The organism is Streptomyces sp. NPDC044003 (assembly GCF_056435185.1).
This window is the reverse complement of sequence record NZ_JBWKFA010000009.1, coordinates 74,291-101,286: the sequence shown is the minus strand read 5'-3', so window position 1 is coordinate 101,286 and position 26,996 is coordinate 74,291. Positions and strand designations below refer to the sequence as shown.

Annotated in this window: 28 protein-coding genes; 14 read left to right on the top strand and 14 right to left on the bottom strand. The window is 72.6% G+C overall.

Annotated elements, in window-relative coordinates; all coding sequences use genetic code 11:
• Window position 1: 1 nt before the first annotated feature.
• Window positions 2–448, bottom strand: a complete 447-nt coding sequence (locus tag AC07AW_RS30700) for a hypothetical protein (protein ID WP_478818713.1) — start codon at window positions 446–448, stop codon at window positions 2–4.
• 173 nt (window positions 449–621) lie between these two features.
• Here AC07AW_RS30700 and AC07AW_RS30695 point away from each other — a divergent pair, with 173 nt between their 5' ends.
• Window positions 622–1,302 carry a lysophospholipid acyltransferase family protein gene (locus AC07AW_RS30695; protein ID WP_478818712.1) on the top strand — a complete coding sequence of 227 codons (681 nt, stop codon included), beginning with the start codon at window positions 622–624 and terminating at the stop codon, window positions 1,300–1,302.
• Window positions 1,303–1,316: 14 nt separating this feature from the next.
• On the opposite strand, the gene AC07AW_RS30690 is transcribed toward AC07AW_RS30695, so the two are convergent.
• A complete protein-coding gene (locus tag AC07AW_RS30690) occupies window positions 1,317–1,709 on the bottom strand; it encodes a DUF4345 domain-containing protein (RefSeq protein WP_478818711.1) in 393 nt (130 codons plus the stop codon).
• A 94-nt stretch (window positions 1,710–1,803) separates the two neighbouring features.
• Here AC07AW_RS30690 and AC07AW_RS30685 point away from each other — a divergent pair, with 94 nt between their 5' ends.
• Window positions 1,804–2,412 (top strand): TetR/AcrR family transcriptional regulator, encoded by a 609-nt coding sequence (locus AC07AW_RS30685; RefSeq protein ID WP_478818710.1) that lies wholly within the window; start codon window positions 1,804–1,806, stop codon window positions 2,410–2,412.
• A 35-nt stretch (window positions 2,413–2,447) separates the two neighbouring features.
• On the opposite strand, the gene AC07AW_RS30680 is transcribed toward AC07AW_RS30685, so the two are convergent.
• The 6 genes from AC07AW_RS30680 to AC07AW_RS30655 form a co-directional block, all read right to left on the bottom strand.
• Window positions 2,448–3,371 carry a glutaminase gene (locus tag AC07AW_RS30680; RefSeq protein ID WP_478818709.1) on the bottom strand — a complete coding sequence of 308 codons (924 nt, stop codon included), beginning with the start codon at window positions 3,369–3,371 and terminating at the stop codon, window positions 2,448–2,450.
• Entirely contained in the window at window positions 3,368–4,447 is a 1,080-nt protein-coding gene (locus AC07AW_RS30675) for an enoyl-CoA hydratase/isomerase family protein (protein ID WP_478818708.1), read from the bottom strand. Before AC07AW_RS30675 ends, AC07AW_RS30680 begins: the two co-directional genes overlap by 4 nt.
• Window positions 4,448–5,446: 999 nt before the next feature.
• A complete protein-coding gene (locus AC07AW_RS30670; RefSeq protein WP_478818707.1) occupies window positions 5,447–6,130 on the bottom strand; it encodes a GNAT family N-acetyltransferase in 684 nt (227 codons plus the stop codon).
• 287 nt (window positions 6,131–6,417) lie between these two features.
• Window positions 6,418–7,119: a ribonuclease H family protein gene (locus AC07AW_RS30665; protein WP_478818706.1), complete on the bottom strand. Its 702-nt coding sequence runs from the start codon at window positions 7,117–7,119 to the stop codon at window positions 6,418–6,420.
• A gap of 99 nt (window positions 7,120–7,218) precedes the next feature.
• Window positions 7,219–8,136 (bottom strand): phosphatase domain-containing protein, encoded by a 918-nt coding sequence (locus AC07AW_RS30660; protein WP_478818705.1) that lies wholly within the window; start codon window positions 8,134–8,136, stop codon window positions 7,219–7,221.
• Between the two features lie 4 nt (window positions 8,137–8,140).
• A complete protein-coding gene (locus AC07AW_RS30655; RefSeq protein ID WP_478818704.1) occupies window positions 8,141–9,349 on the bottom strand; it encodes an RNA ligase in 1,209 nt (402 codons plus the stop codon).
• A 191-nt stretch (window positions 9,350–9,540) separates the two neighbouring features.
• On the opposite strand from AC07AW_RS30655, the gene AC07AW_RS30650 reads away from it, so the two are divergent.
• The 3 genes from AC07AW_RS30650 (at window position 9,541) to AC07AW_RS30640 (ending at window position 11,916) form a co-directional block, all read left to right on the top strand.
• Complete coding sequence (locus tag AC07AW_RS30650) at window positions 9,541–9,873, top strand: hypothetical protein (protein ID WP_478818703.1); 333 nt, start codon at window positions 9,541–9,543, stop codon at window positions 9,871–9,873.
• 105 nt (window positions 9,874–9,978) lie between these two features.
• Window positions 9,979–10,560, top strand: a complete 582-nt coding sequence (locus AC07AW_RS30645) for a dienelactone hydrolase family protein (RefSeq protein WP_478818702.1) — start codon at window positions 9,979–9,981, stop codon at window positions 10,558–10,560.
• 177 nt (window positions 10,561–10,737) lie between these two features.
• Window positions 10,738–11,916 carry a YncE family protein gene (locus AC07AW_RS30640; RefSeq protein ID WP_478818701.1) on the top strand — a complete coding sequence of 393 codons (1,179 nt, stop codon included), beginning with the start codon at window positions 10,738–10,740 and terminating at the stop codon, window positions 11,914–11,916.
• 13 nt (window positions 11,917–11,929) lie between these two features.
• On the opposite strand, the gene AC07AW_RS30635 is transcribed toward AC07AW_RS30640, so the two are convergent.
• Entirely contained in the window at window positions 11,930–12,502 is a 573-nt protein-coding gene (locus AC07AW_RS30635) for an NADPH-dependent FMN reductase (RefSeq protein ID WP_478818700.1), read from the bottom strand.
• A 123-nt stretch (window positions 12,503–12,625) separates the two neighbouring features.
• Between AC07AW_RS30635 and AC07AW_RS30630 the strand changes: the two genes are divergently transcribed.
• Window positions 12,626–14,008: an NAD(P)/FAD-dependent oxidoreductase gene (locus tag AC07AW_RS30630; RefSeq protein WP_478818699.1), complete on the top strand. Its 1,383-nt coding sequence runs from the start codon at window positions 12,626–12,628 to the stop codon at window positions 14,006–14,008.
• Between the two features lie 51 nt (window positions 14,009–14,059).
• On the opposite strand, the gene AC07AW_RS30625 is transcribed toward AC07AW_RS30630, so the two are convergent.
• Window positions 14,060–14,863: a hypothetical protein gene (locus AC07AW_RS30625; RefSeq protein ID WP_478818698.1), complete on the bottom strand. Its 804-nt coding sequence runs from the start codon at window positions 14,861–14,863 to the stop codon at window positions 14,060–14,062.
• A 152-nt stretch (window positions 14,864–15,015) separates the two neighbouring features.
• On the opposite strand from AC07AW_RS30625, the gene AC07AW_RS30620 reads away from it, so the two are divergent.
• From AC07AW_RS30620 to AC07AW_RS30610, 3 genes are all read left to right on the top strand, one after another.
• Entirely contained in the window at window positions 15,016–15,456 is a 441-nt protein-coding gene (locus AC07AW_RS30620; RefSeq protein ID WP_478818697.1) for a GNAT family N-acetyltransferase, read from the top strand.
• Window positions 15,457–15,537: 81 nt separating this feature from the next.
• Window positions 15,538–16,617: an NAD(P)H-dependent amine dehydrogenase family protein gene (locus tag AC07AW_RS30615; protein ID WP_478818696.1), complete on the top strand. Its 1,080-nt coding sequence runs from the start codon at window positions 15,538–15,540 to the stop codon at window positions 16,615–16,617.
• Window positions 16,614–17,102 (top strand): carboxymuconolactone decarboxylase family protein, encoded by a 489-nt coding sequence (locus tag AC07AW_RS30610; RefSeq protein WP_351182333.1) that lies wholly within the window; start codon window positions 16,614–16,616, stop codon window positions 17,100–17,102. Before AC07AW_RS30615 ends, AC07AW_RS30610 begins: the two co-directional genes overlap by 4 nt.
• Window positions 17,103–17,193: 91 nt before the next feature.
• Here AC07AW_RS30610 and AC07AW_RS30605 read toward each other — a convergent pair whose 3' ends face one another.
• The 4 genes from AC07AW_RS30605 to AC07AW_RS30590 all read right to left on the bottom strand — a co-directional run bounded on the left by AC07AW_RS30605 (window position 17,194) and on the right by AC07AW_RS30590 (window position 22,645).
• Complete coding sequence (locus AC07AW_RS30605) at window positions 17,194–18,843, bottom strand: GMC oxidoreductase (RefSeq protein ID WP_478818695.1); 1,650 nt, start codon at window positions 18,841–18,843, stop codon at window positions 17,194–17,196.
• Window positions 18,844–18,925: 82 nt separating this feature from the next.
• A complete protein-coding gene (locus tag AC07AW_RS30600) occupies window positions 18,926–19,693 on the bottom strand; it encodes an aminoglycoside adenylyltransferase family protein (RefSeq protein ID WP_478818694.1) in 768 nt (255 codons plus the stop codon).
• 69 nt (window positions 19,694–19,762) lie between these two features.
• Entirely contained in the window at window positions 19,763–21,196 is a 1,434-nt protein-coding gene (aspA, locus tag AC07AW_RS30595; RefSeq protein ID WP_478818693.1) for an aspartate ammonia-lyase, read from the bottom strand.
• A 327-nt stretch (window positions 21,197–21,523) separates the two neighbouring features.
• On the bottom strand, window positions 21,524–22,645 hold the full coding sequence (locus AC07AW_RS30590; protein WP_478818692.1) for an asparaginase: 1,122 nt from the start codon (window positions 22,643–22,645) through the stop codon (window positions 21,524–21,526).
• 118 nt (window positions 22,646–22,763) lie between these two features.
• Between AC07AW_RS30590 and AC07AW_RS30585 the strand changes: the two genes are divergently transcribed.
• From AC07AW_RS30585 to AC07AW_RS30565, 5 genes are all read left to right on the top strand, one after another.
• Window positions 22,764–23,228 carry an Lrp/AsnC family transcriptional regulator gene (locus AC07AW_RS30585; RefSeq protein ID WP_390490843.1) on the top strand — a complete coding sequence of 155 codons (465 nt, stop codon included), beginning with the start codon at window positions 22,764–22,766 and terminating at the stop codon, window positions 23,226–23,228.
• Between the two features lie 196 nt (window positions 23,229–23,424).
• Window positions 23,425–24,228, top strand: coding sequence for an endonuclease I family protein (locus tag AC07AW_RS30580; protein ID WP_478818691.1), 804 nt, complete (start codon window positions 23,425–23,427; stop codon window positions 24,226–24,228).
• A 332-nt stretch (window positions 24,229–24,560) separates the two neighbouring features.
• Window positions 24,561–25,109 (top strand): diaminobutyrate acetyltransferase, encoded by a 549-nt coding sequence (gene ectA / locus AC07AW_RS30575; RefSeq protein WP_478818690.1) that lies wholly within the window; start codon window positions 24,561–24,563, stop codon window positions 25,107–25,109.
• Between the two features lie 113 nt (window positions 25,110–25,222).
• Window positions 25,223–26,494 (top strand): diaminobutyrate--2-oxoglutarate transaminase, encoded by a 1,272-nt coding sequence (gene ectB, locus AC07AW_RS30570; RefSeq protein WP_478818689.1) that lies wholly within the window; start codon window positions 25,223–25,225, stop codon window positions 26,492–26,494.
• 37 nt (window positions 26,495–26,531) lie between these two features.
• A complete protein-coding gene (locus AC07AW_RS30565) occupies window positions 26,532–26,948 on the top strand; it encodes an ectoine synthase (protein ID WP_478818688.1) in 417 nt (138 codons plus the stop codon).
• Window positions 26,949–26,996: the final 48 nt, after the last annotated feature.

The window sequence follows — 26,996 nt, the reverse complement described above, 5'->3', positions numbered from 1 at the left end:
GTCAGCTGTGCCGGGTGGAGGGTGGCCCGCGCGACGCGTGCGGGCCGTGGTGGCCGCCGGGCGGCGCGCGCTCGCGGCGCGGGTCGCCTTCGAGGAGACCGCGCGCCGGTACGGAGAGGTCGACGGGCGCGGCGGGCGGAGCGGCGGGCGCCGCCGGGAACCGCACGGGGTTCTCGACGGCGGCCGGAAGCCCCACGACGGCTGCGGGCGCGAGGCGCGGCTCGGACGAGTCGGCGCGCGGACCGGCGGGCGAGGGGGCTCGGGGGGTGGTACTCGCGGCGGGGAGGCCGCTCGTTGCGGTGCTCGACGCCGGGGCGCCCCACGTCGCGGTGCTCGGCGCGGGCGCGCCCTGCGTCGGTGTCGCGGATGCCGGGACGAGCAGGAAGGACCAGAGTACGCAGAGGATCGCGGGTACGAGGCGCGCGACGCGCCGTGCGTGACTCCCCACCGTGCCCTCCCCCGCCCCTGGTTGCTGCCCTGTCAGGTCTCAGCGTAGACGGGGCTCATGACGACGGGGTACCCGGTACGTACGGCAGTTGAGTACGGATGCTCATGTCCGGTCCTCGGGGTCCCCGGACGATGGTTGCGTCACCGTTCCGCCTCGACTTCAGGGGGCCTTCCGTGCTCAGCCGTCTCGCCGCCCACGTCGTCCCGTTCTTCGGACGGCTGACCGTCACCTCGGACCCCGGGGCCCGTGTCGAGCCGGGCAGCATCCTCGTCGTGAACCACACGTCGCTCGCCGACCCCGCGCTCGTGCTCGCCGCGCTCCGCAGACGGCTGGCCGTCGAGCCCGTCCTGCTCGCCACCTCGGGGCTCTGGCGGGTGCCGCTGCTCGGCCGGGCGCTGACGCGCGAGGGTCATGTGCCCGTCCACCGCAATTCGGCGCGGGCCGCGGCGGCCCTGGACCACGCGGCCGTCGCGCTCGCCTCGGGGCGGCACGTGATGCTGTACGCGGAGGGGCGCATCCCCCCGCGCCGGGACGCCGCCGAGAACCCGCCGGAGATGTTCCGCACCGGACTGGCGCGGCTCGCGCGGGCGACGGGTGCGCCGGTCGTGCCGATCGGCCAGGCGGGGGCACGGCGGATCACCTCGGGCGGGCGGGCGAAGCAGCTCGCTGGAGTGCTCACCGCGCCCGTCCGCCGGCCGGGCCTGCACGTCCACATCGGTACCGCGCTGCACCTGCCCGACGACGTGGCCGCCGCGACGGAGCTGGCGCACGGCGCCGTGACCGAGGCCTGGCGGACGGCGGCCGGGGCCCTGGGGGAACCGGCGGCTCTCGTCGGCGGGGGTACGTCCGGCTGATTCCAGGGCCTCCGTCAGACGGCTCGCGCCTCCGCGTCCGCTTCCGCCAGCCAGAACAGCAGCGGGGACAGGGCCAGTTCGAGGGCGGCCAGCGCCAGCTGGAACCAGTGCGGCCGCCCTTCGACGGCGAGGGAGAGGAGACGGCCGAGCGCCCCCAGGAGGAACACGGCGGTGAGCCCGCGCACGGCCGCGGCGGGGATCGGCGACTGCCGCGCCGCCCAGAGCCAGGCGAGTCCGTAGCCGGCGAAGATCGCGCCGAAGAACCGGCCGAGGCTGTCGACGGTCGCACCGGCCGAGGCGGCACCGGGGATCGAGGCGTTGCCGAGCAGGACGTGGAGGAGTCCGATGGCCACGCACGCGTACCCCATGGTCAGGGCGAGCCCCCGAAGTGCCTTGGCTCTGCTCATGTCCGCGACCCCCATCAAGTAGACACGCATCTAGTAGTGGTGCGTGTGTCAGCGTACGACCCCTTACTGGGCACATGTCAAGTAAGCTGGCGGGGTGCCTCCCCGTAAACGCCTCAGCCCCTCCGAACGCCGCGCCCAGCTCCTGGAGGTCGCCGCCCGGCTCTTCGCGGCGCTGCCGTACGACGAGGTGCTGATGGAAGAGGTCGCCGAGCGGGCCGGAGTCTCCCGCGCCCTGCTCTACCAGCACTTCCCCAACAAGCGCGACCTCTTCGCCGCGCTCTACCAGGAGGTCTCCGAGCAGCTGCTCGCGAACACACGGTTCGACCCCGCCGACACCCTCGTCGAACAGCTGGTGCAGGGCCTCGACACACACATCGAGTACTTCGCGGAGAACCGCAACACCGTTCTCGCGGCGAACCGCGTCCTGGCCGGCGACCGCCTCGTCCAGACGATCGTCAACGGCGAACTCGACGCCCTGCGCGAGCGGTTGCTCGGCGTACTGCCGCTCGCCGACGACCCGACGCGGGAGGCCGTGTCGGGCGTCCTGAAGAGCTGGCTGGTCTTCGTGCAGGTGCTGTGCGTGGACTGGCTGACCCACGAGACCTGTACGCGCACCGAGCTGCGCGACGTGTGCGTCGGAGCGGTCGTGGGGGCCCTCCGACCGCTCCTCGACCAGGACCCGGCGCCGGACTGGCCCCACTGACGGCCGGTGCCGGCGGCTCGCCGCTTGAGGCCGGGTCAGAACACCGACAGGCCCGTGATGGTCGTGAAGCGGTCGAGGGCGGTCACGCCCGCCACCGAGTTGCCCCTGCTGTCCAGGCCCGGGCTCCAGACGCACAGGGTGCAGCGCCCCGGGACGACGGCGACGACCGCTCCGCCGACGCCGCTCTTGCCGGGCAGCCCGACGCGGTAGGCGAAGTCGCCGGCCGCGTCGTAGGTGCCGCAGGTGAGCATGACCGCGTTGACCTGCTTGGCCTGACTGCGGGTCAGCAGGCGGCTGCCGTCGGCGCGGAGTCCGTGCCGGGCCAGGAAGCCGGTGGCGAGGGCCAGGTCGGCGCAGGAGGCCTCCAGGGAGCACTGGCGGAAGTACTCGCGCAGCAGGTCGGGGACGGGCCCCGTGATGTTGCCGTAGGAGGCCATGAAGTGGGCCAGAGCCGCGTTCCGGTCGCCGTGGGCCGCTTCGGAGGCGGCGACGCCGGCGTCGAAGGCCAGGTCCGGGTTGCCGCTCTCGGCGCGCAGGAAGTCGAGCAGGCTTCCGGAGGCGTCGCCGGTCAGGCGGTGCAGCCGGTCGGTGACGACGAGGGCGCCCGCGTTGATGAACGGGTTGCGCGGGATGCCGTGTTCGTACTCCAGCTGGACGAGGGAGTTGAACGGGTCGCCGGAGGGTTCCCGGCCGACATGGGCCCAGAGCGTCTCGCCCTCTCCGGCGAGGGCGAGCGCGAGGGTGAAGACCTTGGTGACGGACTGGGTGGAGAAGGGGCGCCGCCAGTCCCCCACCCCGTAGACCGTGCCGTCGAGTTCCGCCACAGCCATGCCGAAGTCGCGCGGGTCGCCCGCCGCGAGGGCCGGGATGTAGTCGGCCGGGGTGCCCCGCTCGGTGAGTTCCGCGACTTCCTCGGCGATGCGGTCCAGGACGGGCTGGAAGGTCGCCGCCGTGGTCACGCGCCGCCGTCCCGGGAGACGAGGGCGGCGGCCAGACCGAGGTCGCCCCCGTCCGGCACCGCGAAGTAGCGGGCGACGTCGGCCTCCGTGACCTCGGCGAGCGTGGCCGGGGTCCAGCGCGGGTTCCGGTCCTTGTCGACGACCTGGGCGCGGATGCCCTCGACGAGGTCGGGCGTGGTGAGGGCCGCGCACGAGACGCGGTACTCCAGGTCGAGGACCTCCTCGAGGCCGGGGAGGGCGCGGGAGCGGCGGAGGGTGGCCAGGGTCGCCTTGAGGGCGGCCGGGGACCTCGCGAGGAGGGTCTCGGCCGTCTCCTTGGCGGCGGGCACACCGGTGTCGAAGAGGCGCTCGACGATCTCCTCGACGGTCGGGGCGGTGTAGCAGCCGTCGATCCACTCCCGCTGTTCGGCGAGGACGCCCTCCGGGGGCGCCACGGCGTGGCGGGCGAGCGCCTCACCGGCCGGCAGGTCCGTCAGATCACGGACCAGGGCGGGGAGTTCGGTCGAGGGTACGAAGGCGTCGGCGAGGCCCGTCATGATCGCGTCGGCGGCGCCGACGTGGCCGCCGGTGAGGGCGAGGTGGGCGCCGAGCTCGCCGGGGGCGCGGCCGAGGAGATACGTACCGCCGACGTCGGGGACGAAGCCGATGCCGGTCTCGGGCATGGCGACCCGGGAGCGTTCGGTGACGACGCGGACGGAGCCGTGCGCGGAGACGCCGACGCCACCGCCCATCACGATGCCGTCCATGAGGGCGACGTAGGGCTTCGGGTAGCGGGAGATACGGGCGTTGAGCCGGTACTCGTCCCGCCAGAACGCCGCGGAGGCGGAGCCTCCAGTGCGCGCGTCGTCGTGGATGGCGCGGATGTCGCCGCCGGCGCACAGGCCGCGCTCCCCGGCGCCTTCGACGACGACGGTGGTGACGGCCGGATCGTGCTCCCACGCGGTGAGCGCGCCGTCGACGGCGAGGACCATGGCGTGGGTGAGCGCGTTGATGGCACGGGGCCGGTTCAGGGTGATGAACCCGGCCCGGCCCTCCGTCCGGAGGAGCACGTCGGGAGTTCCGGTCGGCACGATCACTCGGTCCCTTCGGGTGGCACGACTTCGTTGTCCCGGCCACCGTACCGGGCGCGCGCGGCATGCGGCGCGATCTGTTCGAACACCAGCGACGGGCTGTTGTCCTGCGGGTATGGCGGATCAGAAGCAGTGCAAGGTGGTGTGGACCGGTTCGTACGACGGAGTACAGGGGGGGTGTGTTCGGATCGGGGGTCAGCGCCGAGACGGTGGGGGCGGAGCGCCCGATCTGGCGGAGCACGTGGTGCTCGGGGCCGACCTTCCGGTCCGGCTGGAGTCCCGGGTGGGGCCGCTTCCGGTGGGCGCGGGCTGAACCGGGCGGGACTCACGTACGGACCCTGGGAGGGGCGGGAAGGACTCATCCACTTCTCGCGGATCCTGATTGCACGGTGCGCGGTCCTGTGACGGCCGCTACTCCGCGTCCTCACACCGAGTCCTTCCCGTCACCTCCATGGAACCACCGGTGGGACGGGGGCGCGAGCGCCGGTTCAACCGCAGGTGAGGCGGAAGCGGTGGTGTTCCGTGGTGATCTCACCGGGGTCGGGCTCGCCGTTGCCGTTGGCATCGGTGAAGACGACGTCGTAGGTCTCCTGGATGGAGAGGGTGCCGATGGGGGTGCCGTCGGGGGCATGGATGGTGCGCTCGTCACGGGATTCGATCTTGCGAGACGGCCGACGGAGTGTTCGGTGACGGTGGCGGTGCCGAGGAGGTCGGCGGGGAGGCAGCCTTCGAGGCGTGCGGTGAACGTGTCGGTCCGGCTGAGGTCGAAGTCGTCCACGAGGACGGTGCCGGTGTCGATGTCGCCGGACACGGCGGCGGCCGGCGCGGCGGTGAGGAGAGCCGTCAGGAGCGTGAGGGCGGTGGCGCCGGTCCTGCGGCGGACGGTCGGGTTCGTGCGCATCGCGCGTACCTCGCTCTTCACAGGGTGTGTTCACGAGGTCACCACGAGTCGCCGGAGGGCGCAGCCCCGCTCCGGTCGACAGAGCGGGGCCGGCCGCGGGCCGGTCAGGCCGGGAGCAGGTCCTGCGGGATGCGCACCTGCCGGGGGGTGGAGAGGCGCAGCTCGATGATGTCCCGGACGGTGGGCCATTCCTCGTCGAGGATCGAGTAGAAGGCCGTGTCCCGGACGGCGCCGTCGAGGCCGCGGGAGTGGGCGCGCCGAATGCCCTCGCAGGTCGCTCCGAGGCGCTCGATGGCGATTCTGGAGCGGGTGTTGCGGGCGTCGGCGCGCATGGTGATGCGGCGGACGCCCCAGACCTCGAAGGCATGCCGGAGCATGAGGTACTTGGCCTCGGTGTTGATGCCTGTACCCCGGGCGTCGCCGGCGATCCAGGTGTTCCCGATCTCGGCGGCGTCCGGGACGGCGGTCAGCGGATCGCCGTGGGGCATGCCGGGGACGGGCGGCCAGATCAGCGGGCCCCGCCAGTAGTCGAGTTCGAGGAAGCGGGTCGAGCCGATCACTCGCTCGTCGGCCGTACCGACCAGGGCGAAGGGCAGGCAACGGCCTGCCGCCTGATCGGTGAGGGCGCGGGCGATGTAGTCGAGGGCCGATTCGAGGCCGTCGGGTACGGGGGTGAAGGCGTAGGCCGATCGGTCCGCCCCGCCGGCCCGGGCGAGGGCTTCGGCGTGCCGCATCGCCAGCGGCTCCAGGCGCACGGAGCGCCCGGTCAGGAGAACAGGTACTGGCACGGAACCTCGGGTCTTTCACGGGCAGGGACGACTCCCGCCGCGGGGTAGCCGCGGCGGCAGCAGGAGGGGGTTCTCGCCCGGTGCCGGAGGTGTCGTGAGAACGACAAATGAGCAGGTAAAACGGTTCGTCACCGGGTGCGAGGAGGATCAGTATGCAGCCACAACCGCTCCGAGAACAGAACCCCGGGAGAACCTGCGTCCACGCGAGGGTGAAGCCTGCCGTGCGCCCGGGCCGGACGGTCTCACGGGCCGGACGGGGCCGCCCGCCAGTCGGACGGCCCCACGGTTCAGACGCAGGTGGGATGGCCCCAGCCGTCGGAGTTCTTCGCGATGGTCTCGCCCTTGTCGTAGGCGCGGCCACAGCGGCAGCGGCCCGGGAATTTCGCGTTGAGGGTGCCGCCGGACGGGCGACTCCTGCGGGCTGATCCGCCTCCCGCGCCCGCGGAGCCCGTACGGGGCGCAGAGGAGCGCGCCCGGGGCGTGGAGGCGCGCGATGCGGGCTCGGCCGGGGGCAGTTCGGCCCCGCCGGCGGAGGCCAGCGGCTCCTGCGTACGGGCGGAATGGCTGGCCGCGCGGTCGGCGGCGTCGTTGAGGGGGTCGCCGTCGACCTGGTGCGCGGGGACGTACACGAAATCGACGTCCCGGCCGGTGAGCAGCGCGTCGATCCGCACGACCAGGTCCTTGTTGGCGACCGGGGTGCCGGCGGCGGTCTTCCAGCCCTTGCGGCGCCAGCCGGGCAGCCAGGTCGTGACGGCCTTCATGGCGTACTGCGAGTCCATGCGGACCTCGGCGGGCACGGCCGGGTCGAGGACCTCCAGGAGGCGCTCCAGGGCCGTGAGTTCGGCCACGTTGTTGGTCGCCCGGCCGAGGGGGCCCGCCTCCCAGCGGTCGATCGCTCCGTCGGCGCGGCCGATGACCCATGCCCAGGCCGCGGGGCCGGGGTTTCCCTTCGACGCGCCGTCGCACGCCGCGATGATCTTCTCCACCATCCCACGATCCTGACACGGCGCCGGGGGTGGGCGGTCCCACCCCCGGCGCCGCACGGCCGGGAAGCCCGCGCCGCCGGGCCCGTACGGCCCGGGACCGGGTCAGAAGGCGCCGTAGTTGACCTGCCAGGTGGGCAGGCCCATCCGGCGCCAGAGGGCGACGACCCGGTCGCGGTCGTCCAGGGAGACCCGGACCGCGTACCGGTGGCGCACATGGGCGTCGAAGAGCTCCGCCTTCACGAGGTCGTCGCCGCGGCCGTCGCCGGAGGCGCGCATCCACAGCTCGTCGTAGGGCACCTCGTGGTGGGCGAGCCAGCTCTCGGTGAGGGCGCGGTGGTCCTCGCTGCGCCCGGAGAGCAGCACGATCCGGTCCCGCTCGCTGTGCCGGAAGGCCCGCAGGGCGTCCCGCACGGAGGGGTTGATCAGGTCGCGGTCGCAGCGGCTGAAGTCGTACGGTCCCCGGTCCACGCGCAGCGCGAGGGTGCCGTCGATGTCGCACATGACGGCGGTGGGGAGCGCCGGGTCCGGCGCGTACGGCTCTCCGACGGTGGGGCGGTCGTTGAGCCAGTCCGCGGTGAGGCGCCAGCCGCCCCGGGTCGCCTTGGCGTGCTTCGCGGCGAGGATGCGGATGATCTCCTCGCCGACGGGCCGCTCGCGGGCGGCGTCGCGGCGGACGCACTCGTCGGCGGGCACGTCGGTGAAGTCGTGGACGACGAAGGTGGCCAGGCCGCCGACGGCCGCCTTGAGGCGCTTGGGGATGTGCGGGGTCAGGTGCGTGTTGTCGACGACGACGTCGAAGCCGTCGTCGACGGCGGCGCGGACCGCGGCGTCCTGGATCCCGAGCACGGTCTGCTCGTGCGTGTGGGAGCGGCCGCGCTCGGGCGCGGGGAGGTCGAGCATGGTGCGGAGGTCGTCGAGGTTGACGCGGCGCACCCGCCCCTCGGCGGCGGCCTGGAGGGCGCGGGCGGCCGTCGTCTTCCCGGAGGCCGGGAGGCCGGTCATGAGGTGGACGACAGGCACGGTTTCAGTTCTCCTCGTCGTGGGCGAAGGGGTCGGTGGCCTCGGGGCGCAGCTGGCGCCAGACGAGGAGGTCGGTGGGGCGCCCGTCGAGGCGCAGGAAGAGGAGGGCGCGCAGGGCCCGGTCGCCGAGGCCCGAGGCGGCGCGGGCGAAGGCCGCCCGGTCGTCCGCGAGGTGGGCGAGGCGGTCGAAGGCCTCGTCGATGTCCCGCTCGCGGTCCGCCGCGGCCGTCTCCAGCCGGTCGATCACCTCGCGGACCCAGGCGTCGAACTCGTCCGGGACCTGGTCGAGGAGGGCGTCGAGGGGCTTGCCGCCGGACGCCTCGACGTCGGTGACGGAGCAGCCGAGGCCCTTGGCCAGCTCGCCGGCCGGGAGGCCGGCGAAGCGCTGGATGCCGTGGCTGCGCCAGATATCCCGCTCGGTGACGCCGGTGAGCACCTTGTGCAGGCGCACGTACTCGCTGAGCTTGGCCTTGGCGCGCAGGCCGGAGGCGAAGCGCAGGACGAAGCCCTCGGCGTCGGTGCCGGTGGCCCGGTGGCCGCCGGGGAGCGTGTTGGACTCGGTCAGGGCGACGAGCTCCTCGACGCCCATGGCGGGCCAGGTGCGGACGACGGAGCCGAGGGGCTGCCATCCCCCGGCGGCCTCGGCGAGGGGGACTTCGGTGCCGTCCGGTCCGAAGGCGGCGAGCAGCACGAGGTCGCGGCGCTCGCCGTAGTTCACGACGATCCGGTTGCCGGGGTAGAGCATCTCGGCGAGGTAGGTGACGCCGGGGGTCAGGCCGGTGGTGTCGGCGGCGTCGAGGCGGCGCTGGGCCCAGGTGGCCTGGGCGCTGGTGAAGGAGCCCTTGGAGGCGACGTGCCAGCGGCCGGCGTAGTGGAAGACGACGGCGAGGCTGCCGTCGACCTTGTCGTAGACCTCGAAGGGTTCGTCGGGCAGCGGGGGCGCGTAGGGGCGTCCGCCGGCGTGCTCGGAGAGGTTGAAGAACTTGGGGAGGGGGAGCGCGACGATCCGCCCGGTGGCGTTGTCGGCGACGAGCCCGCGGCAGCGTGTGGTCGCCCGGTTCCAGACCTGGCCGTACTGGCACGCGCGCGTGTACGTGTAGATCGACAGCGGCAGCTCGGGGTGGTGCTTGCGTGTGACGTGTCCGTCGGCGAGTGCGGCGGCGAGCTCGTCGGACGGCATCAGGTCATGGAGAGTCAGGGTCGCCTGGCTCATGGGGTCCCTCCCGTGTGTTCGATGATCCATGATCGGGCGGGAAAGCCGCGAAGAACACCGAATTTCACCGGCGGGGCGGGCGGGCCGGGGTGCCGACCGGGCTCCCGATCCCGGGCGTGTCGGTGGTGCCCCGTAGACTCGCCGTCTGCCCGTCGGTGACGGATCCGGCGCAGTCACAGGAAGCGAGCCCCATGAACCACGCGGACGGCACGGCACCGATCTATGCCGAGCTCATACGGGAGCGGGGGGACGTTCCCGGTGACGTCCGTCAGGTCGCCGAGGAGGTTCTGCGGGATCTGAGCCGTGTGATCCAGATGCCTCCGCAGGGGATCCCCGCGGTGCAGCAGGGTGCTGTCGCGCACGCCGGTGCGGGCGCTCCGATGGGCGCCACCGGACCGATGGGTGGTGTCGGTCCCATGGGCGTCGGCGGACCCATGGGCGTCGGCGGACCCATGGGCGTCGGCGGACCCGCGGGCATGGTGGGTCAGGCGGGCGCCGTCGTCCCGCACCGGCCGATGCTCTGACCTCGTCCTCCGCACCCTTGTCAGTGGCGTGCGTCATGCTGCCTTCCGAAGTGGCCCGGGCCGCGGCGCGGGCGGGCCTCGTACGGTGACACAGGGGATGACGACATGGCCGAGGTACTGCTCTTCCACCACGCGCTCGGGCTGACCGAGGCGGTCGGCGCGTTCGCCGACGGACTGCGACGGGCCGGGCACACGGTGCATGTGCCCGATCTGTACGAAGGGCATACCTTCGGCGACGTGGAGGTGGGCGTCGGGTACGCCCAGGAGGTCGGCTTCGACACGATCGCGGCGCGGGGCGTGAAGGCGGCCGAGGGGCTTCCCGAGAGGATCGTGTACGCCGGGTTCTCGCTCGGTGTGCTGCCCGCGCAGAAGCTGGCGCAGACGCGGCCCGGCGCCGCGGGCGCCCTGCTGTTGAGTGCCTGCGTGCCGGCGACCGCCTTCGGCCCGGCCTGGCCCGAGGGCGTGCCCGTGCAGGTGCACGGCATGGACGCCGATCCGTTCTTCGTCGACGACGGGGACCTTGCGGCGGCGCGGGAACTGGTCGCGGACGCCGGGGACCGGGAGCTGTTCCTGTACCCGGGGACGGCCCACCTGTTCGCCGAGCGGGGTACGCCGGACTACGTACCGGAGGCGGCCGCGCTGTGCGCCGAGCGGGTGTTGTGCTTCCTGGACGCCCTCAAGGGGTGAGCTCCACGGGGTGAGCCCCAGGGGTCAACCGATCGGTGGACCCCGGTGTCGGCCGGTCCGCCGTCCGGGAGGGGCCGGGCGGCGGACCGGCCGGGGGCGGAGGCGGGCGGAGGATCGGGGCAGGGCGCGGACCCCCGGCGGGGCCGTCCGCGCGGTTGCCGTACCGAGGAGTCCGTCATGCCGAAGTTCCGCCGTTCGTCCCGTGCCGCCCGGGTGCTGGTGCCCGGCGCGGTGGCCGTGGTGCTGCTCGCGGGCTGCGCCCAGGGCTCCGGGGGGACGGCGTCCGCGACCGGGACGAGGACGCCCGCCGGGAACTCCCCCACGGCCGGATCGCCCTCCCCCGGCGGCCCCGTCACCGTGACGCCCGGCCCGGACGGCACGGTCGCCCCGGGCACCCTGCTCGTCACGGACTTCGGCTCCGACACGGTCACCTTCGTCGACCCCGCGCGGGGCGCCACCGGTTCCGTGAAGGTCGGCACCGCCCCGTACGGTCTGGTCGTCGGCGCGGACGGCCGGGCCTGGGTGGCGACCGCCGAGGGCGTGGCGGTCGTGGACACGGCGCACCGGGAGCGTCTCGCGCTGATTCCCTACCGCACGGACACCGGGCCGGTGACCACGGGTGAGTACCGGGGCGGCGGCATGGGCATCGCGCTCGCCCCGGACGGTCGGCGGGTGTACGTGGGGGTCAACGTGCCCGGGGGGAACGGCACCCTGGAGGTCGTCGACACGGTGTCGCTGAAGGTCACCGACGTCGTCCCGGTCGGCCGGCGCCCGTTCGACGTGGACGTGTCGAAGGACGGCGCCGAGGTGTACGCGACGAACCACGACTCCTTCGACGTCACCGTCGTCGCGTCGGGGACGCTGGAGCCGCGCCGGATCGAGGTGGCCCCGTACGGCACGGAGGGCGGGCTCGGTTCCTGGCTCAAGCCGCACTACACGGCCGTGCGGCCCTCGGACGGGAAGCTGCTGCTGCCCTTCGAGGGCGAGCGGCTCGCGGTGGTCGACCCCCGGACGGGCCGGACGACGATCGAGCCGATGACCGCGAACACGCATCAGCACGGCACGACCGTGACCGCCGACGGGACGCTCCTGACCGTGGGCACCGGGCCGATCGACCCGGACGTGGACGAGGGGCCCTCCCTGACGGTGCGCACGCCCGGCGGGGCCGAGCGGGTCTACCCGCTGGAGGGCCCGCACGAGACCGTGGCCGTGTCCCGGGACGGCCGCACCGCCTATGTGACGGGCGGCTTCACCCGGGACGGTTACTGGGACGGTCTGACCGTCGTCGACCTCGGCACGGGCGACACCCACCGGCTTCCGGCCGGCTCGCGGCCGCTGGGGATCGCGGTCCTCTGACGCCCGCGAGGTATCAGCGCTGGGGTGGCAGGACGGTGAGGACGCGCTCCACGAAGGCCTTGAAGTCGGCCATGAAGTCGCTCAGGAACTGCTGGGTCGTCGGATCGGTGACCTCGCCGTCCTCGCCGAACAGCCCCGGGGTGAACTGGATGTACGCCTCCGGGGCGTTCATCTGCGGGGAGTTGCAGAAGGAGAGCACCGACCGGAGGCTCTGCTGGGCGACGGCGGTGCCGATCTTGCCGGGCGAGGCGCCGATGACGGCGGACGGCTTGTGGGTGAAGGAGTTCGTGCCCCAGGGGCGACTGGCCCAGTCGATGGCGTTCTTGAGCGCGCCGGGGATGGACCGGTTGTACTCCGGTGTCACGAAGAGGATCGCGTCGACGGCCGCGATGGCCTCCTTGAGCGCCCTGCCCTCGGGCGGGTAGTCGGCGTCGAAGTCGTGGTTGTAGAGCGGGAGGTCCTTGATCGGGATCTCCTGGAACTCCAGGCCCGGCGGCGCCACGCGGAGGAGTGCACGGGACAGGATCCGGTTGATGGACTTCTCCGAGAGGCTGCCGATGAGGTAGCCGACCTTGTACGTCGTCATGCGCGCTGTTCCGCCTTCCCTGGGGGGCCCTGAGATCTTCTTCGGCAACGTAACCCGAAGAGCGATACGTCACCAACCACGATAAAAAGGGTGAAACGACGCTCCTACGGAAGGGCGGACAGCGTGACGCGACCGAGGATTCTCGTGGTGGGCGCCGGTTTCGCCGGTGTGGGCTGCGTGCGGCGGCTCGAACGGCGCCTCACGGAACGGGAGGCGGTGATCACGCTCCTCTCGCCGTTCTCGTACCAGCTGTACCTGCCGCTGCTCCCCCAGGTGGCCGCGGGCGTGCTGACCCCCCAGTCGGTCGCGCTCTCGCTGCGGCGCAGCCAGCGGCACCGGACCCGGATCGTCCCGGGCGGTGTGGTCGGCATCGACACGGCGGCGAAGGTCTGCGTGGTGCGGACGATCTCCGGCGAGTACGTGACGGAGCCGTACGACCATCTCGTCCTCGCGCCCGGCAGCGTGACCCGCAGCTTCGACATCCCGGGGCTCGCCGAGCACGCGCGCGGCATGAAGACGCTCGCGGAGGCCGTGTACATCCGGGACCACGTCATCGCCCAGCTGGACCTGGCCGATGCGAGCAACGACGACGAGGAGCGGGCCGCGCGGCTGCGGTTCGTCGTGGTCGGCGGCGGTTACGCCGGTACGGAGACGGCTGCCTGTCTCCAGCTGCTCACGGCGAACGCGGTCAAGCGGTATCCCCGGCTCGACCCCGACCTCATCAAGTGGCATCTGGTCGACATCGCTCCGAAGCTGATGCCCGAGCTGGGCGACAAGCTGGGCTCCGCCGCCATGGACATCCTGACGAAGCGCGGCATCGAGGTGTCGCTGGGTGTGTCGGTGGCCTCGGTGGACGAGGAGCGGGTGACGCTCACGGACGGGCGGGTGCTGCCGAGCCGGACGCTGATCTGGACGGCCGGCGTGGCCGCGAGTCCGCTGATCGGCACGCTCGGCGCGGAGACCGTCCGGGGCCGGCTCGTCGTCTCGGCCGAGATGGACGTGCCGGGGCTCGACGGGGTGTGGGCGCTCGGGGACGCGGCGGCGGTTCCCGATCTCGCCAAGGGCGAGGAGGGGGCGATCTGCCCGCCGACCGCGCAGCACGCGATGCGGCAGGGCAAGGCCGTCGCCGACAACCTGGTGTCGACATTGCGGGGCGAGCGGACCCACCCGTACACGCACAAGGACCTGGGTCTCGTGGTGGACCTGGGCGGGATGGACGGGGTGTCGAAGCCGCTCGGCGTGGAGCTGCACGGAGCACCCGCCCAGGCCGTGGCGCGCGGCTACCACTGGGCGGCGCTGCGGACCAATGTGGCCAAGACCCGGGTGATGACGAACTGGCTGCTCAACGCGGTCGCCGGCGACGACTACGTACGGACCGGGTTCCTGGCCGCGAAGGCGGGGACGCTGCGGGACTTCGAGTACACGGACGCGTATCTGACGCCGGAGCAGGTCCGCGAGCACACGGCCTCGTTCCGCGGGGCGGTCGGCTCGGGCAGCGGGAACTGACCCCGTACGGCGCCGGGAATCGCGGGTGGACTCCCGGCGCCGCGCAGGGGGTCAGCGGGCGAGTACCGGCGCCGGGCCCATGACCACGACGGGTTCCGCGGCCGGGTCGAGGGCGCGCAGGAGTTCGCGCAGCGCCCCCCGGTCCAGGGCGATGCAGGCCTGGGTCGGGCCGCCGTGGTCGACGTGGATCCAGACGCCGCCGCCCTTCTCCTCGCCGAGCGGGCGTTCCTTGTCGAGCGGGGTGCGGCCGGGCACCCGGTTGTAGTCGATGGCGATCACATGGTCGAAGGAGCCTTCGAGGGGTTCGCCGGAGAGGCCGGTGCCGCTGATGGCGAACTCCTCGTCCTGGTCGTACGGGAGCCGGGAGCCGGGGTCGGGCAGCAGACCGCCCGCGTCGCCGATCCGGAAGACCCCGATGGGGGAGCGCAGGTCGCCGGCGGTGTGGTCGTCGGTCCAGCCCTGGAGGGCGTTGTGGGCGGGCCACGGTCCGGCGGTCCCGGTCCACCGGCCGGCCCGGTCGCGCGCGTAGAGGGTGACGGTGGCCGTGTTGGAGTCGGCGGTGGCGCCGGTGGCGACGAGGACCTGGGTGGTGCCGTCGGGCACGAGGGCGTGGGTGGCGGGGCCGACGCCGGGGATCCGGGGTGCGGGGACCGGGGCGGAGGCGAGGTCGTTGGCCGCCCTGCCGGGCGGGCCCGGGGCGGGTCGGCTGTCGCCCGCGGCCGGCGGGGACGACGGGACGGGTGCGGCGGGTGCGGCGGGTGCGGGCGGTGCGGGGCTCGCGCAGCCGCTGAGCAACAGGGCCGCGCACAGTGTGCCGGCGCTCAGCAGCGCGGGGGCGCCCTTGCGGACGGGCATGGGACGGCATCCTCCTGGCCGGGGGCAGTGCAGCGATCCGTACCCGCTCGGTGGGCGGCGCTGCCGCTGCGACCGCGCGCTCACCCGGACGGACGCGCTGCGGATGCGGGAAAGAGGTTGACCCGTCGCGCCGGTCCGGCTTTCCTGCGGGGATGAGTGATCTTCGTATCGAACGGGCGCGGACCGAGGAGCAGCTCGCCGACTGGCGGGCTGTCCACAACACGATCATCCCGACGGCGGTGCTGTCCCCCGAGGAGGTGCGGGAGCGGGCCGGCCGGAACCGGCTGGACGTCGCGTACCTCGGGGAGGTGGCGGTGGGGTGTTCGACGGTGCGTCCGCCGGACGAGGAGACCCCGGCGGCGACGGTCATCGCGCGGACGCTGCCCGGGTACCGGGGGCGGGGTTTCGGGACCGCGCTGTACGAGCGGGGGCTCGCGCACGCGCGGACGCTGAGCGACGAGGGCGTGGAGACGGTGGTCCTCGCCTCGAACGAGGAGGGTCTGCGATTCGCGCTGGCGCGCGGCTTCGTGGAGGTGGAGCGGTACGTCCTGCCCGGTGACACGATTCCGTTCGTGGCGCTGCGTCTGGCCTGACGAGAGAGCATTCCTGACGATCCGTCAGAACATTGCGTCGCGGGTCTGGGAACCTTCGGGGCCCGGCGCTACCCTCCGCGCATGATTCGGACGGTGGTGTGGGGTACCGGAAATGTCGGGCGCGCGGCCATTCGCGCCGTGGACGCCCATCCGGGGCTCGAGCTCGTGGCCGTGGTCGTGTCCGATCCGGCGAAGGTGGGCCGGGACGCGGGCCGGCTCGCGGGGCTCGGGCACGATCTCGGGGTGGTGGCCGGCGACGACGTCGGCGCGGTGCTCGACGGGCGGCCGGGGGCGGTGGTGTACGCGGCCTCCGGCGACACCCGGCCCGACGGGGCGCTCGCCGATGTGGCGCGGGCGGTGGCGGCGGGCGCGGTGGTGGTGACGCCCGCCCTGTATCCGCTGTACGACCAGCGCAACGCGCCGCCCGAGTTCCGGGACCCGGTGCTCGCGGCGGTCGCGGAGGGGGGTGGTTCGCTCTTCGTGTCGGGCGTCGACCCGGGCTGGGGCAACGACGTGCTGCCGCTCCTGGTGAGCGGCCTCGCCGCCACGGTGGACGTGATCCGCTGTCAGGAGATCTTCGACTACTCGACGTACGAGCAGGAGGAGTCGGTCCGCGAGCTGGTGGGGATGGGCCGGCCGATGGAGTACGAGCCGCCCATGCTGTGGCCCTCGGTGCCGACGATGGTCTGGGGCGGGCAGATACGGCTGATGGCCCGGGCGCTCGGGGCCGAGCTCGACGAGATCCGCGAGACGCTGGAGCGGCGCCCGCTGGAGTCCACGGTCAAGACGCGGACGATGGGCGTGTTCGAGGCGGGGACGCAGGGCGCGGTGCGCTTCGAGGTGCAGGGGATCGTCGGCGGGGAGCCCCGCATCGTGATCGAGCACGTCACCCGCATCCACCCCTCCTGCGCGCCGGACTGGCCGGTGCCGCCGGACGGGGCGGGCGCTCACCGGGTGATCGTCGAGGGGAGTCCCCGGATCGAGGTGACGGTGGCGGCGACCGACGAGGGCGAGAACCGCTCGGCGGGCGGGAACGCCACGGCGGTCGGCCGGCTCGTCGGGGCGATCGAGTGGCTGGTGGCGGCGGAGCCGGGACTGTACGACGCGCTGGACGTGCCGCTGCGGCCGGCGGTCGGGAAGCTGGGAAGGAGACCACGATGATCATCGACATTCCCGAGGGCCAGGAGCCGATCGGGTACGTGTGGGGCGACATGGTCCCGGAGATCGGGACGGCGGCGGCGAACTTCTCGCTGTCGGTGTACGCGCACACGACCCTGGGGCTGCGCGAGTTCGAGGCGGCCCGGCTGCGGATCGCGCAGATCAACGGCTGCGGCTTCTGTCTGGACTGGCGTACCGACCGGGACGGGGAGAAGGTCGAGGAGGGCTTCGACGAGCTCGTCGCGGCGTGGCGCGAGACGGAGGTCTCGGAGGCCTTCGACGAGCGGACGCGGCTCGCGGCCGAGTACGCGGAGCGGTACGCGCTCGACCATCACGGCCTCGACGAGGAGTTCTGGGCGCGGATGACGGCGCGGTACAGCCAGGCGGAGATCGTGGAGCTGACGATGAGCCTGGGGTCGTGGCTGGCGTTCGGGCGGCTCAACCGGGTGCTCGGGCTCGACACGGTGTGCGTGCTGCCGACGCACTGAGGGACGGCGTACGGAAGGACCGGCCGGGACCCCGGCCGGCCGGCGTACGGAAGGGCCGGCCGGGAACCCCGACCGGCCCTTCCGCTTCTCGTCAGAAGTCCTCGGCGATGATCCGTTCGATGTTGCGTTCGGCGAGGGCCGTGATGGTGACGAACGGGTTGACGCTGGTGTTGCCGGGGATCAGGGATCCGTCGATGGCGTAGAGGCCGGAGTAGCCGTGGAGCCGGCCGTAGTTGTCGGTGGCCTGCCCCAGGACCGCGCCGCCGAGCGGGTGGTAGGTGAGGTGGTCGCCCCAGATCTTGTAGGCGCCGAAGAGGTCGGTGCGGTAGATCGTGCCCTCCTTGGCGTTGATCTTGTCGAAGATGGACTTGGCCATGTCGATGGACGTCTGCTTCCAGGCCCGGTCCCAGCTCAGGTCGACCTTGCCGGTGGCCGGGTTCCAGCTGAACTCGGCGCGGCGCGGGGTCCGGGTGATGGAGAGGTAGAACGAGGCGTAGGTCTCGATGCCGGTGGGCAGCGGGGCGACCTCGGCGAAGGCCCCGCCGGCGTCCCAGTTGTCGATGCCCGCGGTGGGCATGGAGGACTGGAGAGTGCCGGTGGGGTCCCACATGTGGTTGGCGCGCCCGCACATGACGTTGCCGTTGTCGCCCCAGCCCTTGCCTATCCGGTCGTTGAGGGCGGGCAGGGCGCCGGTGGCCCTGAGGCGGGTGAGGAGCTTGCTGGTGCCGACGCTGCCCGCGGCGAAGAAGACCCGGTCCGCACGGACGGTCTTGGTGACGAGGGTGGCGCCGGTGGTGTCGATCTGGTCGATGACGACGGTGTAGCCGCCCGCGGCCGCCGGGCTGACCGAGGTCACCCGGTGGAGCGGGGAGACACTCACGCGGCCGGTGGCGGCGGCCTGGGCGAGGTACGTCTTCTGGAGGCTCTTCTTGCCGGCGTTGTTGCCGTAGATGACCTCACCCTCCAGGGCGGACTTCTGGACCGTCCCGGCGGCCTCCTGCTTCATGTAGTCCCAGTCGTAGACGTTGGGCACGAAGACGAAGGGGAAGCCGGACCGCTCGGCGTGCTTGCGGCCCACCCGCGCGTACTGGTAACAGGGCTGGCTCTCCCACCAGTTCACGTCCACCGAGGTGACGCCCAGGCCCGCGTTGGCGCGCGGGTAGTAGGTGGAGTACATCTCGGCCGGGTCGACGGTGGGGAGGATCGCCGGGAAGCGCTCCCGGAGCGGGGTGACGGCCATGCCGCCGTTGACGAGGGAGCCTCCGCCGACACCACGCCCCTGATAGACGGTGATGCCCGCGAAGTCCTCCGCGTCGAGGATGCCGGTGTGCACCGGCACGTCCTTGTCGAGCGGGAAGCCGAGGAACTGGCTCAGCGGCTGCTTGGTGCGGGTCCGCAGCCAGAAGGAGCGGTAGTCGGGCTTGGTGGTGTTGGCGAAGATCTTGCCGTCGGGACCGGGGGTGTCCCAGGCCATGCCCATCTCGATCATGTGGACGTCGACGCCGGCGCGGGCGAGTCGCAGGGCGGCGACGGAGCCGCCGTAGCCGGTGCCGATGACGAGGGCGCGCACCTGGGAGCCGTCGGCGATGGGGGTGCAGTTCAGGCCGGGAACCTCGGCGCGGGCGGGGGTCGTGATCGTGCCGGCGAGGGCGGCGGCGCCGAGAACAGAACCTGTTCCCGCGAGAAAGCGGCGGCGACTGACTCTGTGATTTCCCTGGGCGGACAAGGGGTGTTCACTCATGTGATCTTCCTCACTCGCGAGTGAATGGGAACACGTTCTACGACCGCCCGCTGAGGAAGTCACGAGAAACTGCCGGGTAACTTCAGGCCGGAGAGGCCCTCTTGATCGCCTCTGCTACGTACGCGGCGTGGGCCAGCGCAGCGGGCAGCAGTTCCGCCCACTCCCCGTACTCCCCCGCCAGATACTGGTCCCGTGCGGTGACCAGCACCGGCCGGTGCTCCTCCGGCAGCTCGCCGAGCAGCCGGTCCGCCGCCCCGTCCTTCGAACGTATCCGGCCGGTGCGCAGGGTGGTCAGGATCCGGGCCAGGGTGAGCAGCACGTTGCGGGTGTCGCCGTCGAGGTCCGCGAGGAGTCCGGGCACGCCCGCGACGATCGCGGCGCGCAGATCGCTCTCCGGGACCGGGTCGAAGACCTCCGTCGGCGGCGGGCCGAAGAGCGGGGCGTTCCCGGTGAGCGCCATGGTGATCAGCGGTGCGAGGTCCGGGCAGGGCCCGGGTTCGGGGGTCGCGCCCGCCTCGAACGCGTCGCGGAGCCATTCCCCGTAGAGGAACCCGCAGACGGGCGGATACCGCCAGGGGCGGATGTCGGCGTGGACGACGATGCTCAGTTCGACGGGCCGGGCGGGCCCTTCGTACGCCCGTGCGCCGGAGACGGCGAGCAGGGACTCGACGAGGGCTCGCCGTTCGGCCTCGGTCGTGCGGCGGCGCACGGTCACCAGGACGTCGATGTCGCTGCCCGGCCGGAGACCGCCGAGTACGGCCGAGCCGTGCAGGCAGGCGGCGAGCACGTCGTCTCCCAGTACCTCGCGGACGAGGTGGACGACGTGCCCGGCCCGGGCGTTCGAGGTCATCGGGCCTGCTCCTCCGGGTGGGACGGGTGTGGGGCCGTCACCGTACCGGAGGAGCCGCGGGCGGACGGGTCAGGCCGGGGACGGACCCGGGGCTCCCGTCAGGCGCTCGGGGGTGAGGAGCTCGGCGAGGCGGTGGGCGGGCAGCAGCCCCTTCTCCAGGGTGAGTTCGACGACTCCTCGGCCGGTGGCGAGCGCCTCCTTGGCGATGGCCGTGGCGGCGGTGTAGCCCAGGTGCGGGTTGAGCGCGGTGGCGAGACCGATGGAGTTCTCCACGGCCGCCCGGAGCGCCTCGGTGTTGGCGGTGATGCCGTCGACGCAGCGCTCGGCCAGGGTGAGGCAGGCGGCGCGCAGGGAGAGCAGGCTCTTCGAGAGGGCGTGGAAGATGACCGGCTCGAAGGCGTTGAGCTGGAGCTGTCCCGCCTCGGCCGCCATGGTGATGGTGATGTCGTTGCCGATCACCTCGAAGGCGACCTGGTTGACGACCTCGGGGATCACCGGGTTGACCTTGCCGGGCATGATGCTGGAACCGGCCTGCACCGGCGGCAGGTTGATCTCGCCGAGGCCCGCGCGCGGTCCCGAGGAGAGCAGCCGCAGGTCGTTGCAGGTCTTGGAGAGCTTGACCGCGATCCGCTTGAGGACACCGGAGAGCTGCACGAAGGCGCCGCAGTCCTGGGTGGCCTCGATGAGGTTGGCGGAGGTCACGAGCGGCAGGCCGGTCAGTTCGGCGAGGTTGCGGCGGGCCGTCTCGGCGTAGCCGGGGGCGGCGTTGAGGCCGGTGCCGATGGCGGTGGCCCCGAGGTTGATCTCGTGGATGAGCTCGATCGCCTCGGCGAGCCGGCCGCGGTCCTCCTCCAGCATCACGGCGTACGTGGAGAACTCCTGGCCCAGCGTCATGGGCACCGCGTCCTGGAGCTGGGTGCGGCCCATCTTCACGACCTCGCGGAACTCCAGGGCCTTGGCGGCGAAGGCGTCCTGGAGGACGGCCATGGCCTTCAGGAGCTCGCGGGCGGCGCCGATCGCCGCGATGCGGATCGCGGTCGGGTAGACGTCGTTGGTGGACTGGCCGAGGTTGACGTCCTCGTTGGGGTGGAGGTGGCTGTACTCGCCCTTGGCGTGGCCGAGGAGCTCCAGGGCCCGGTTGGCGACGACCTCGTTGGCGTTCATGTTGGTGGAGGTGCCGGCGCCGCCCTGGACGACGTCCACGACGAACTGGTCGTGGAGCTGTCCCGTACGGATCTCCCGGCAGGCGCCGGCGATGGCGGCGGCCTTGTCGGCGGGGAGCAGGCCGAGCTCCTCGTTGGCGCGGGCGGCGGCCTCCTTGACGGCGGCGAGCGCGTCGATCAGGAGCGGGTAGACCGAGATGGGCGTACCGGTGATGGCGAAGTTCTCGGTGGCGCGCAGCGTGTGGACGCCCCAGTAGGCGTCGGCGGGGACGTCCCGGTCGCCGAGCAGATCGTGCTCGCGGCGGACGGGGAGGTCGTGCGGGGCCGGTGCGGTAACCATGAAGGGCCGTCCTTGAGGAGAGCGGGGAGGGTGGGGAGGGGTGGGGTGCACGTCGGGCCGGAAGGGCTCGTCCGGCGTCCACGCGTGCGCGTGCGGGACCCGGCCGCCGGTACGCGTGCGCGTGCGGGACCCGGCCGCCGGTACGCGTGCGCGTGCCTGCCTCGGCGGGCTGCCCGCGTGCGCGTACGGCCTGGGCGGCCGGTTCCGGGCACGGCGAAGCCGCCGGGCGGGCCCGGCGGGCGCGGGGCGCCGGTGGAGGAGGTTGATTCCGGCTCGCGGGCGGGCGGGGGGATGCGCCGTCCGCGAGCCGGGGTTCCGGGGGCGCCGTCAGGCGCGGGCGGCGACCGCCGAGGCGGACCGGGAGTGGCCGGTGGCGAGGGCCGGTTCGGCGCGGACCGGTCCTTCGAGGAGGCGGCGCAGGAGGGCGGTGCTGCGGGCGGGGTCGCCCGCGCCGCCGGTGCCGTCGGCGAGCAGCGTGGCGAGGAGGGCGATCCGGGCCTGGCCGGCCCGGAGGGTGCCGGTGAGCAGGGCTCCGGAGGCGACGAGGTCGACCGCGCCGCCGCCGGTGTATATCTCGGCCAGCGGTCCCGCGGGGACCCGGGTGGTGACGGCGACGAGGACGCCCTGGGCGACCGCGTCCGCGACGGCGGCGGCGATCTCGGGGGTGGCGTTGCCCGCGCCGGTGGCGACGAGGACGATGCCGCGGGCGCCGGCGGAGACGGCGGCGTTCAGGAGGAACGGGTCGCCGTCGGAGTGGTGCGTGACGATGTCGACCCGGGGCAGCGGGGTGGCGTCGGGGCCGGTGGCCTCCGGGTTCGCGGTCCGCGCGGCGGCCGGCAGGGGCAGCGGGGCGGGACGCTCCGGCTGCCGCTCGATGTCGACGCGGGAGAACCCGACGCGGCCGAGGCGCTCGGCGGAGGGGTCGGAGAAGGCGTCCGCGGCGAGGGTCTGGGTCTTCACCGTGCCGCGCGCCGCGTGGACGCGTCCGTCGAAGACGACGAGGACGCCGAGGTCGCGGACGCTCGCGGCGACCTGGAGCGCGTCGTAGAGGTTGCCGGGGCCGTCGCCGTCGCCGGTGCCGAAGGGGCGCTGGGCGCCGGTGAGGACCACCGGGCGGGAATCGGCGTGGTGCAGGTCCAGGAGGAAGGCCGTCTCCTCCAGGGTGTCGGTGCCGTGGGTGACGACGATGCCGTCGACGCCGGGGTCGGCGAAGGTCTCCTGGACGGTGCGCAGCAGGGCGAGCTGGTGGGCCGCGGTCATGCGGGAGCTGTTCACGTTGAACAGGTCGACGACCTCGACGGTGACGTCCTCGGGGAGCGGGGCGGTGGCCAGGACGTCGTTCCCGGAGGCGTCGGCCGCGTAGCCGGTGCCCTGCCAGCGGCTGGCGATCGTGCCGCCGGTGCTGATGACGACGATCCGGCGTGCTCCCCCGTCGTGCGTCCGCTTCATGCCTGCCGTCCTTACTCCGTACCCATATCTCCTGCGTCCGCAACGATAGGACAGGAGGTCCGCAAGGCGATTGCGAAATCCGCCCCTGGTTTGTTGCAGCGTGGTAGATAATTGCGCCATGGACCGGATTGATCTCCACATCTTGCGCGAGCTCCAGAACGACGGCCGGCTGAGCAACCAGGAGCTGGCCCAGCGGGTCGGGCTCAGCCCCTCCCCCTGTCTGCGCCGGGTGCGCCAGCTGGAGCAGGACGGGGTGATCCAGGGGTACCGGGCGATCATCGACCCGGAGGCGGTGGGCCGCGGCTTCGAGGTCCTCGTCTCGGTGGAGGTGCGGCGCGACCGGGAGACGGTGGAGGCCTTCGAGGAGGCGCTCCAGGACGTGCCGGACGTGATCGAGGCGTACAGGCTGTTCGGGAGCCCCGGCTGCCTGCTGCGGATCGCGGTGGCGGACCTGGCGGCGTACGAACGGCTGTGGATCGAGCGGCTGACGACCCTTGCCGGGGTCACCGAGGTCAATTCGCAGATCATCATGAAGCGGATCAAGGAGCCGAAGGGGATGCCGGTGGACGTCCGGGGCGTCTGAGGTCCCGGCGACACCCCGGGGGCGTACTCGGTTGCGCCATATGCGAGAACGTCACGCAACAGCCTTCTCCCCGTTACATGACAGGTACCTGACCTGTGCCACCCTCCCGATGACACGTAGTCAACACGCGTAGACAGCGGTGGCGTTGAGCCGCGCCCGCAGTCCCGCGCGTGCCGTCCCCGGGAAAGGGCCCCCCATGTCCGTTGTGCGGATCGGCAGATGGAAGGTGTGGGCGGCGGCCGTCGCCACCGCCCTCGTCGGCATCACGCTCCCCGCGGTCACCGCGACTCCCGCGAGCGCCACGACCACCGCGTACGACTCCACGTACTACAAGGACGCGATCGGCAAGACCGGCACGAACCTCAAGTCCTCGCTGCACACCATCATCAGCAGCCAGAGCAAGATCTCGTACGACGCGGTCTGGAACGCGCTGAAGGTCACCGACCAGGACCCGAACAACACCAACAACGTGATCCTGCTCTACAGCGGCGTCTCGCGCAGCAAGTCCCTCAACGGCGGCTCCGTGGGCGACTGGAACCGCGAGCACACCTGGGCCCAGTCCCACGGCAGCTTCGGCACCTCGGCCGGCCCCGGCACCGACCTGCACCACCTGCGCGCCTGTGACGTGCAGGTCAACAGCATCCGCGGCAACAAGGACTGGGACAACGGCGGCAGTGCGGTCAGCGGCGCGCCGGGCGCCTACACGGACAGCGACTCCTTCGAGCCGCGCGACGCGGACAAGGGCGACGTGGCCCGCATGATCCTGTACATGGCCGTCCGTTACGAGGGTGGCGACGGCTGGCCGAACCTGGAGCCCAACGAGTCCTCCACGAACGGCAGCGTCCCGTTCCACGGCCGCCTCTCGATCCTGAAGCAGTGGAACGAGCAGGACCCGCCGAGCGCCTTCGAGGAGCGTCGCAACGACGTCATCTACAACACCTACCAGCACAACCGGAACCCGTTCATCGACCACCCGGAGTGGATCGAGGCGATCTGGTAGTCCGAGCGCCACGGAGGTGACGGGAGCCGGGCCGGACGCGACGCGTCCGGCCCGGCTCCTGCCATGTCGGCCCCTACGCCTGACCGCTTCCGGCGCCTTCAAACGCGAAATCCCGGATCGTCTCACGTTTTTGAAAGACCGGCCTCGACAACCCGAAGGCGTTATCCATCCGTTACAAACGGTGACTTTGACCCTCTTTGAGGGAATTTGCCGCGCACTCGGCCGCGAATTCCCGCCACGGAGACCTGCGGCGCACCTATCACGCCCTCACCGAGCCGAACAAGACCTCCGGCCCAGGAAGTTCCGCGGCCCGCTCGGTAGCTTCGGCGCCCATGACCACTGCCCCCCAGAAATCCCCGGTCGGCGGCCTCTCCGTCGGCCCGGCCGAGATCGCGGACGGCGCCGAGCTCTGGCGGATCGCCCGCGGCTCGGGAGAACTCGACCTCAACTCCCCGTACAGCTACCTGCTGTGGTGCCGTGACTTCGCCGACACGACCGCCGTCGCCCGTGACGCCTCCGGGCGACCCGTCGGCTTCGTCACCGGATATCTGCGGCCCGACGCACCCGGGACGCTCTTCGTCTGGCAGGTCGCCGTGGAGGGTTCGCACCGCGGAAGCGGGGTAGCCGGGACCCTGCTCGACGCTCTGTCCGCCCGAGTGGCGGCCGAGCACGGACTCGACCGGGTGGAGGCCACCGTCACACCGGGAAACCTGGCGTCGGACCGGCTCTTCCGGTCCTACGCCCGCCGGCACGGCGCCGACCTGACACGCGAGGTCCTCTTCCCGTCCGCCTCCTTCCCCGTGGCAGGACACGAGGCCGAGGTGCTCTACCGCATCGGCCCCCTCGCACCCCGGCGGCCCGAGCCGACTCCGGCGACCTGAGCCGGCCCCGGCGACCCCGGCGACCCGAGCCACCCCCGGCGTCCTGAACCGACCCGGCGTCCCCGGCCGACTCCGCGCCACTCCCCCGCACCACACCCTGGAGAAGAGACTTCGTGACCCTGACCGACATCGCCGCCCCCTCCGTCTTCGAGACCGTCGAATCCGAGGTCCGCAGCTACTGCCGTGCCTGGCCCGTCGTCTTCGAACGCGCCAGTGGGAGCCGGCTGTACGACGAGGACGGCCGTCCGTACCTGGACTTCTTCGCCGGGGCGGGCTCGCTCAACTACGGCCACAACAACCCGGTGCTCAAGCGCGCCCTCCTCGACTACCTCGCCGACGACGGCATCACCCACGGCCTCGACATGTCGACGACGGCCAAACGCACCTTCCTGGAGACCTTCCGCACGACGGTCCTCGAACCCCGCGCCCTGCCCTACAAGGTGATGTTCCCCGGCCCCACCGGCACCAACGCCGTGGAGGCCGCCCTCAAACTCGCCCGCAAGGTCACGGGGCGCCAGACGGTCGTCTCCTTCACCAACGCCTTCCACGGCATGTCGCTCGGCTCGCTGGCCGTCACCGGCAACGCCGCCAAGCGCGCCGGAGCGGGCGTCCCGCTGCACCACGCCGCCCGGATGCCCTTCGACGACTACCTCGACGGGCAGGTCACCGACTTCCTCTGGTTCGAGCGGCTCCTGGACGACGCCGGCTCCGGCCTCGACCACCCGGCGGCCGTGATCGTCGAGACCGTCCAGGGCGAGGGCGGCATCAACGTCGCACGGGCCGAGTGGCTGCGCGCGCTGGCGGAGCTCTGCCGCCGGCACGACATGCTCCTCATCGTCGACGACATCCAGATGGGCTGCGGACGCACCGGCGACTTCTTCTCCTTCGAGGAGGCGGGCATCACGCCCGACATCGTCACCCTGTCCAAGTCCATCAGCGGCTACGGCCTGCCCATGTCCCTCTGCCTCTTCCGGCCGGAGCTCGACCTGTGGGAGCCCGGCGAGCACAACGGCACCTTCCGCGGCAACAACCCCGCCTTCGTCACCGCCACGGCCGCCCTCGACGCCTACTGGCGCGACGGCACCCTGCGCGAACGCACCCTGGGCCGGGCCGACCGGATCGAGCGCGCCCTGCTCGACCTGTGCGGCGACGACGACCGCGCCGGCCTGGCCGTGCGCGGACGCGGCCTCGTCTGGGGCCTGGAGTTCGCCGACGGGGAGCGCGCCGCGGCCGTGTGCCGGCGGGCCTTCGAGATCGGTCTGCTCCTGGAGACGTCCGGGCCGCGCGGCGAGGTGGTCAAGCTGCTGCCTCCGCTGACCGCGACGGACGACGAGCTCGACGAGGGCCTCGGCATGCTGGCCCGCTCCGTACGCCACTCCGCCTGAGACCGCACCGCCAGATCCACCCGAAAGGCCATCACCCATGATCGTCCGTACCTTCGACGAGCTGGAGAACACCGAGCGGCATGTCCGGGCCGCGTCCGGCACCTGGGAGAGCAAGCGCATCCTCCTCGCCCGCGAGCGGGTCGGCTTCTCCCTCCACGAGACGGTGCTGTACGCCGGCACCGAGACGTCCATGTGGTACGCCCACCACGTCGAGGCCGTCGTCTGCACCGCCGGCGAGGCCGAGCTCACCGACCACGAGACCGGGCGCACGTACACGATCCTGCCCGGAACGATGTACCTGCTCGACGGGCACGAGCGCCACACCCTCAAGGTCAAGCGGGACTTCCGCTGCCTGTGCGTCTTCAACCCGCCCGTCACCGGGCGCGAGGACCACGACGAGAACGGCGTCTACCCGCTCCTCTCCGAGCCCGAATCCGAACCCGGCCAGGCCTGAGAGCCGGCCGGAACCACTGCCGGGCCCGAGACCGGCCCGCGCCCCCCG

Excerpts from the sequence above, each read along its gene's own strand:
- AC07AW_RS30690 (WP_478818711.1), bottom strand. The coding sequence starts at position 1,709 with ATGAGCAGAGCCAAGGCACTTCGGGGGCTCGCCCTGACCATGGGGTAC.
- AC07AW_RS30580 (WP_478818691.1), top strand. The coding sequence starts at position 23,425 with ATGTCCGTTGTGCGGATCGGCAGATGGAAGGTGTGGGCGGCGGCCGTC.
- AC07AW_RS30650 (WP_478818703.1), top strand. The coding sequence starts at position 9,541 with ATGAACCACGCGGACGGCACGGCACCGATCTATGCCGAGCTCATACGG.
- ectA (WP_478818690.1), top strand. The coding sequence starts at position 24,561 with ATGACCACTGCCCCCCAGAAATCCCCGGTCGGCGGCCTCTCCGTCGGC.
- AC07AW_RS30590 (WP_478818692.1), bottom strand. The coding sequence starts at position 22,645 with ATGAAGCGGACGCACGACGGGGGAGCACGCCGGATCGTCGTCATCAGC.
- AC07AW_RS30625 (WP_478818698.1), bottom strand. The coding sequence starts at position 14,863 with ATGCCCGTCCGCAAGGGCGCCCCCGCGCTGCTGAGCGCCGGCACACTG.
- AC07AW_RS30585 (WP_390490843.1), top strand. The coding sequence starts at position 22,764 with ATGGACCGGATTGATCTCCACATCTTGCGCGAGCTCCAGAACGACGGC.
- AC07AW_RS30640 (WP_478818701.1), top strand. The coding sequence starts at position 10,738 with ATGCCGAAGTTCCGCCGTTCGTCCCGTGCCGCCCGGGTGCTGGTGCCC.
- AC07AW_RS30605 (WP_478818695.1), bottom strand. The coding sequence starts at position 18,843 with ATGAGTGAACACCCCTTGTCCGCCCAGGGAAATCACAGAGTCAGTCGC.
- AC07AW_RS30655 (WP_478818704.1), bottom strand. The coding sequence starts at position 9,349 with ATGAGCCAGGCGACCCTGACTCTCCATGACCTGATGCCGTCCGACGAG.
- AC07AW_RS30600 (WP_478818694.1), bottom strand. The coding sequence starts at position 19,693 with ATGACCTCGAACGCCCGGGCCGGGCACGTCGTCCACCTCGTCCGCGAG.
- AC07AW_RS30565 (WP_478818688.1), top strand. The coding sequence starts at position 26,532 with ATGATCGTCCGTACCTTCGACGAGCTGGAGAACACCGAGCGGCATGTC.
- AC07AW_RS30645 (WP_478818702.1), top strand. The coding sequence starts at position 9,979 with ATGGCCGAGGTACTGCTCTTCCACCACGCGCTCGGGCTGACCGAGGCG.
- AC07AW_RS30665 (WP_478818706.1), bottom strand. The coding sequence starts at position 7,119 with ATGGTGGAGAAGATCATCGCGGCGTGCGACGGCGCGTCGAAGGGAAAC.
- AC07AW_RS30610 (WP_351182333.1), top strand. The coding sequence starts at position 16,614 with ATGATCATCGACATTCCCGAGGGCCAGGAGCCGATCGGGTACGTGTGG.
- AC07AW_RS30615 (WP_478818696.1), top strand. The coding sequence starts at position 15,538 with ATGATTCGGACGGTGGTGTGGGGTACCGGAAATGTCGGGCGCGCGGCC.
- AC07AW_RS30635 (WP_478818700.1), bottom strand. The coding sequence starts at position 12,502 with ATGACGACGTACAAGGTCGGCTACCTCATCGGCAGCCTCTCGGAGAAG.
- aspA (WP_478818693.1), bottom strand. The coding sequence starts at position 21,196 with ATGGTTACCGCACCGGCCCCGCACGACCTCCCCGTCCGCCGCGAGCAC.
- AC07AW_RS30620 (WP_478818697.1), top strand. The coding sequence starts at position 15,016 with ATGAGTGATCTTCGTATCGAACGGGCGCGGACCGAGGAGCAGCTCGCC.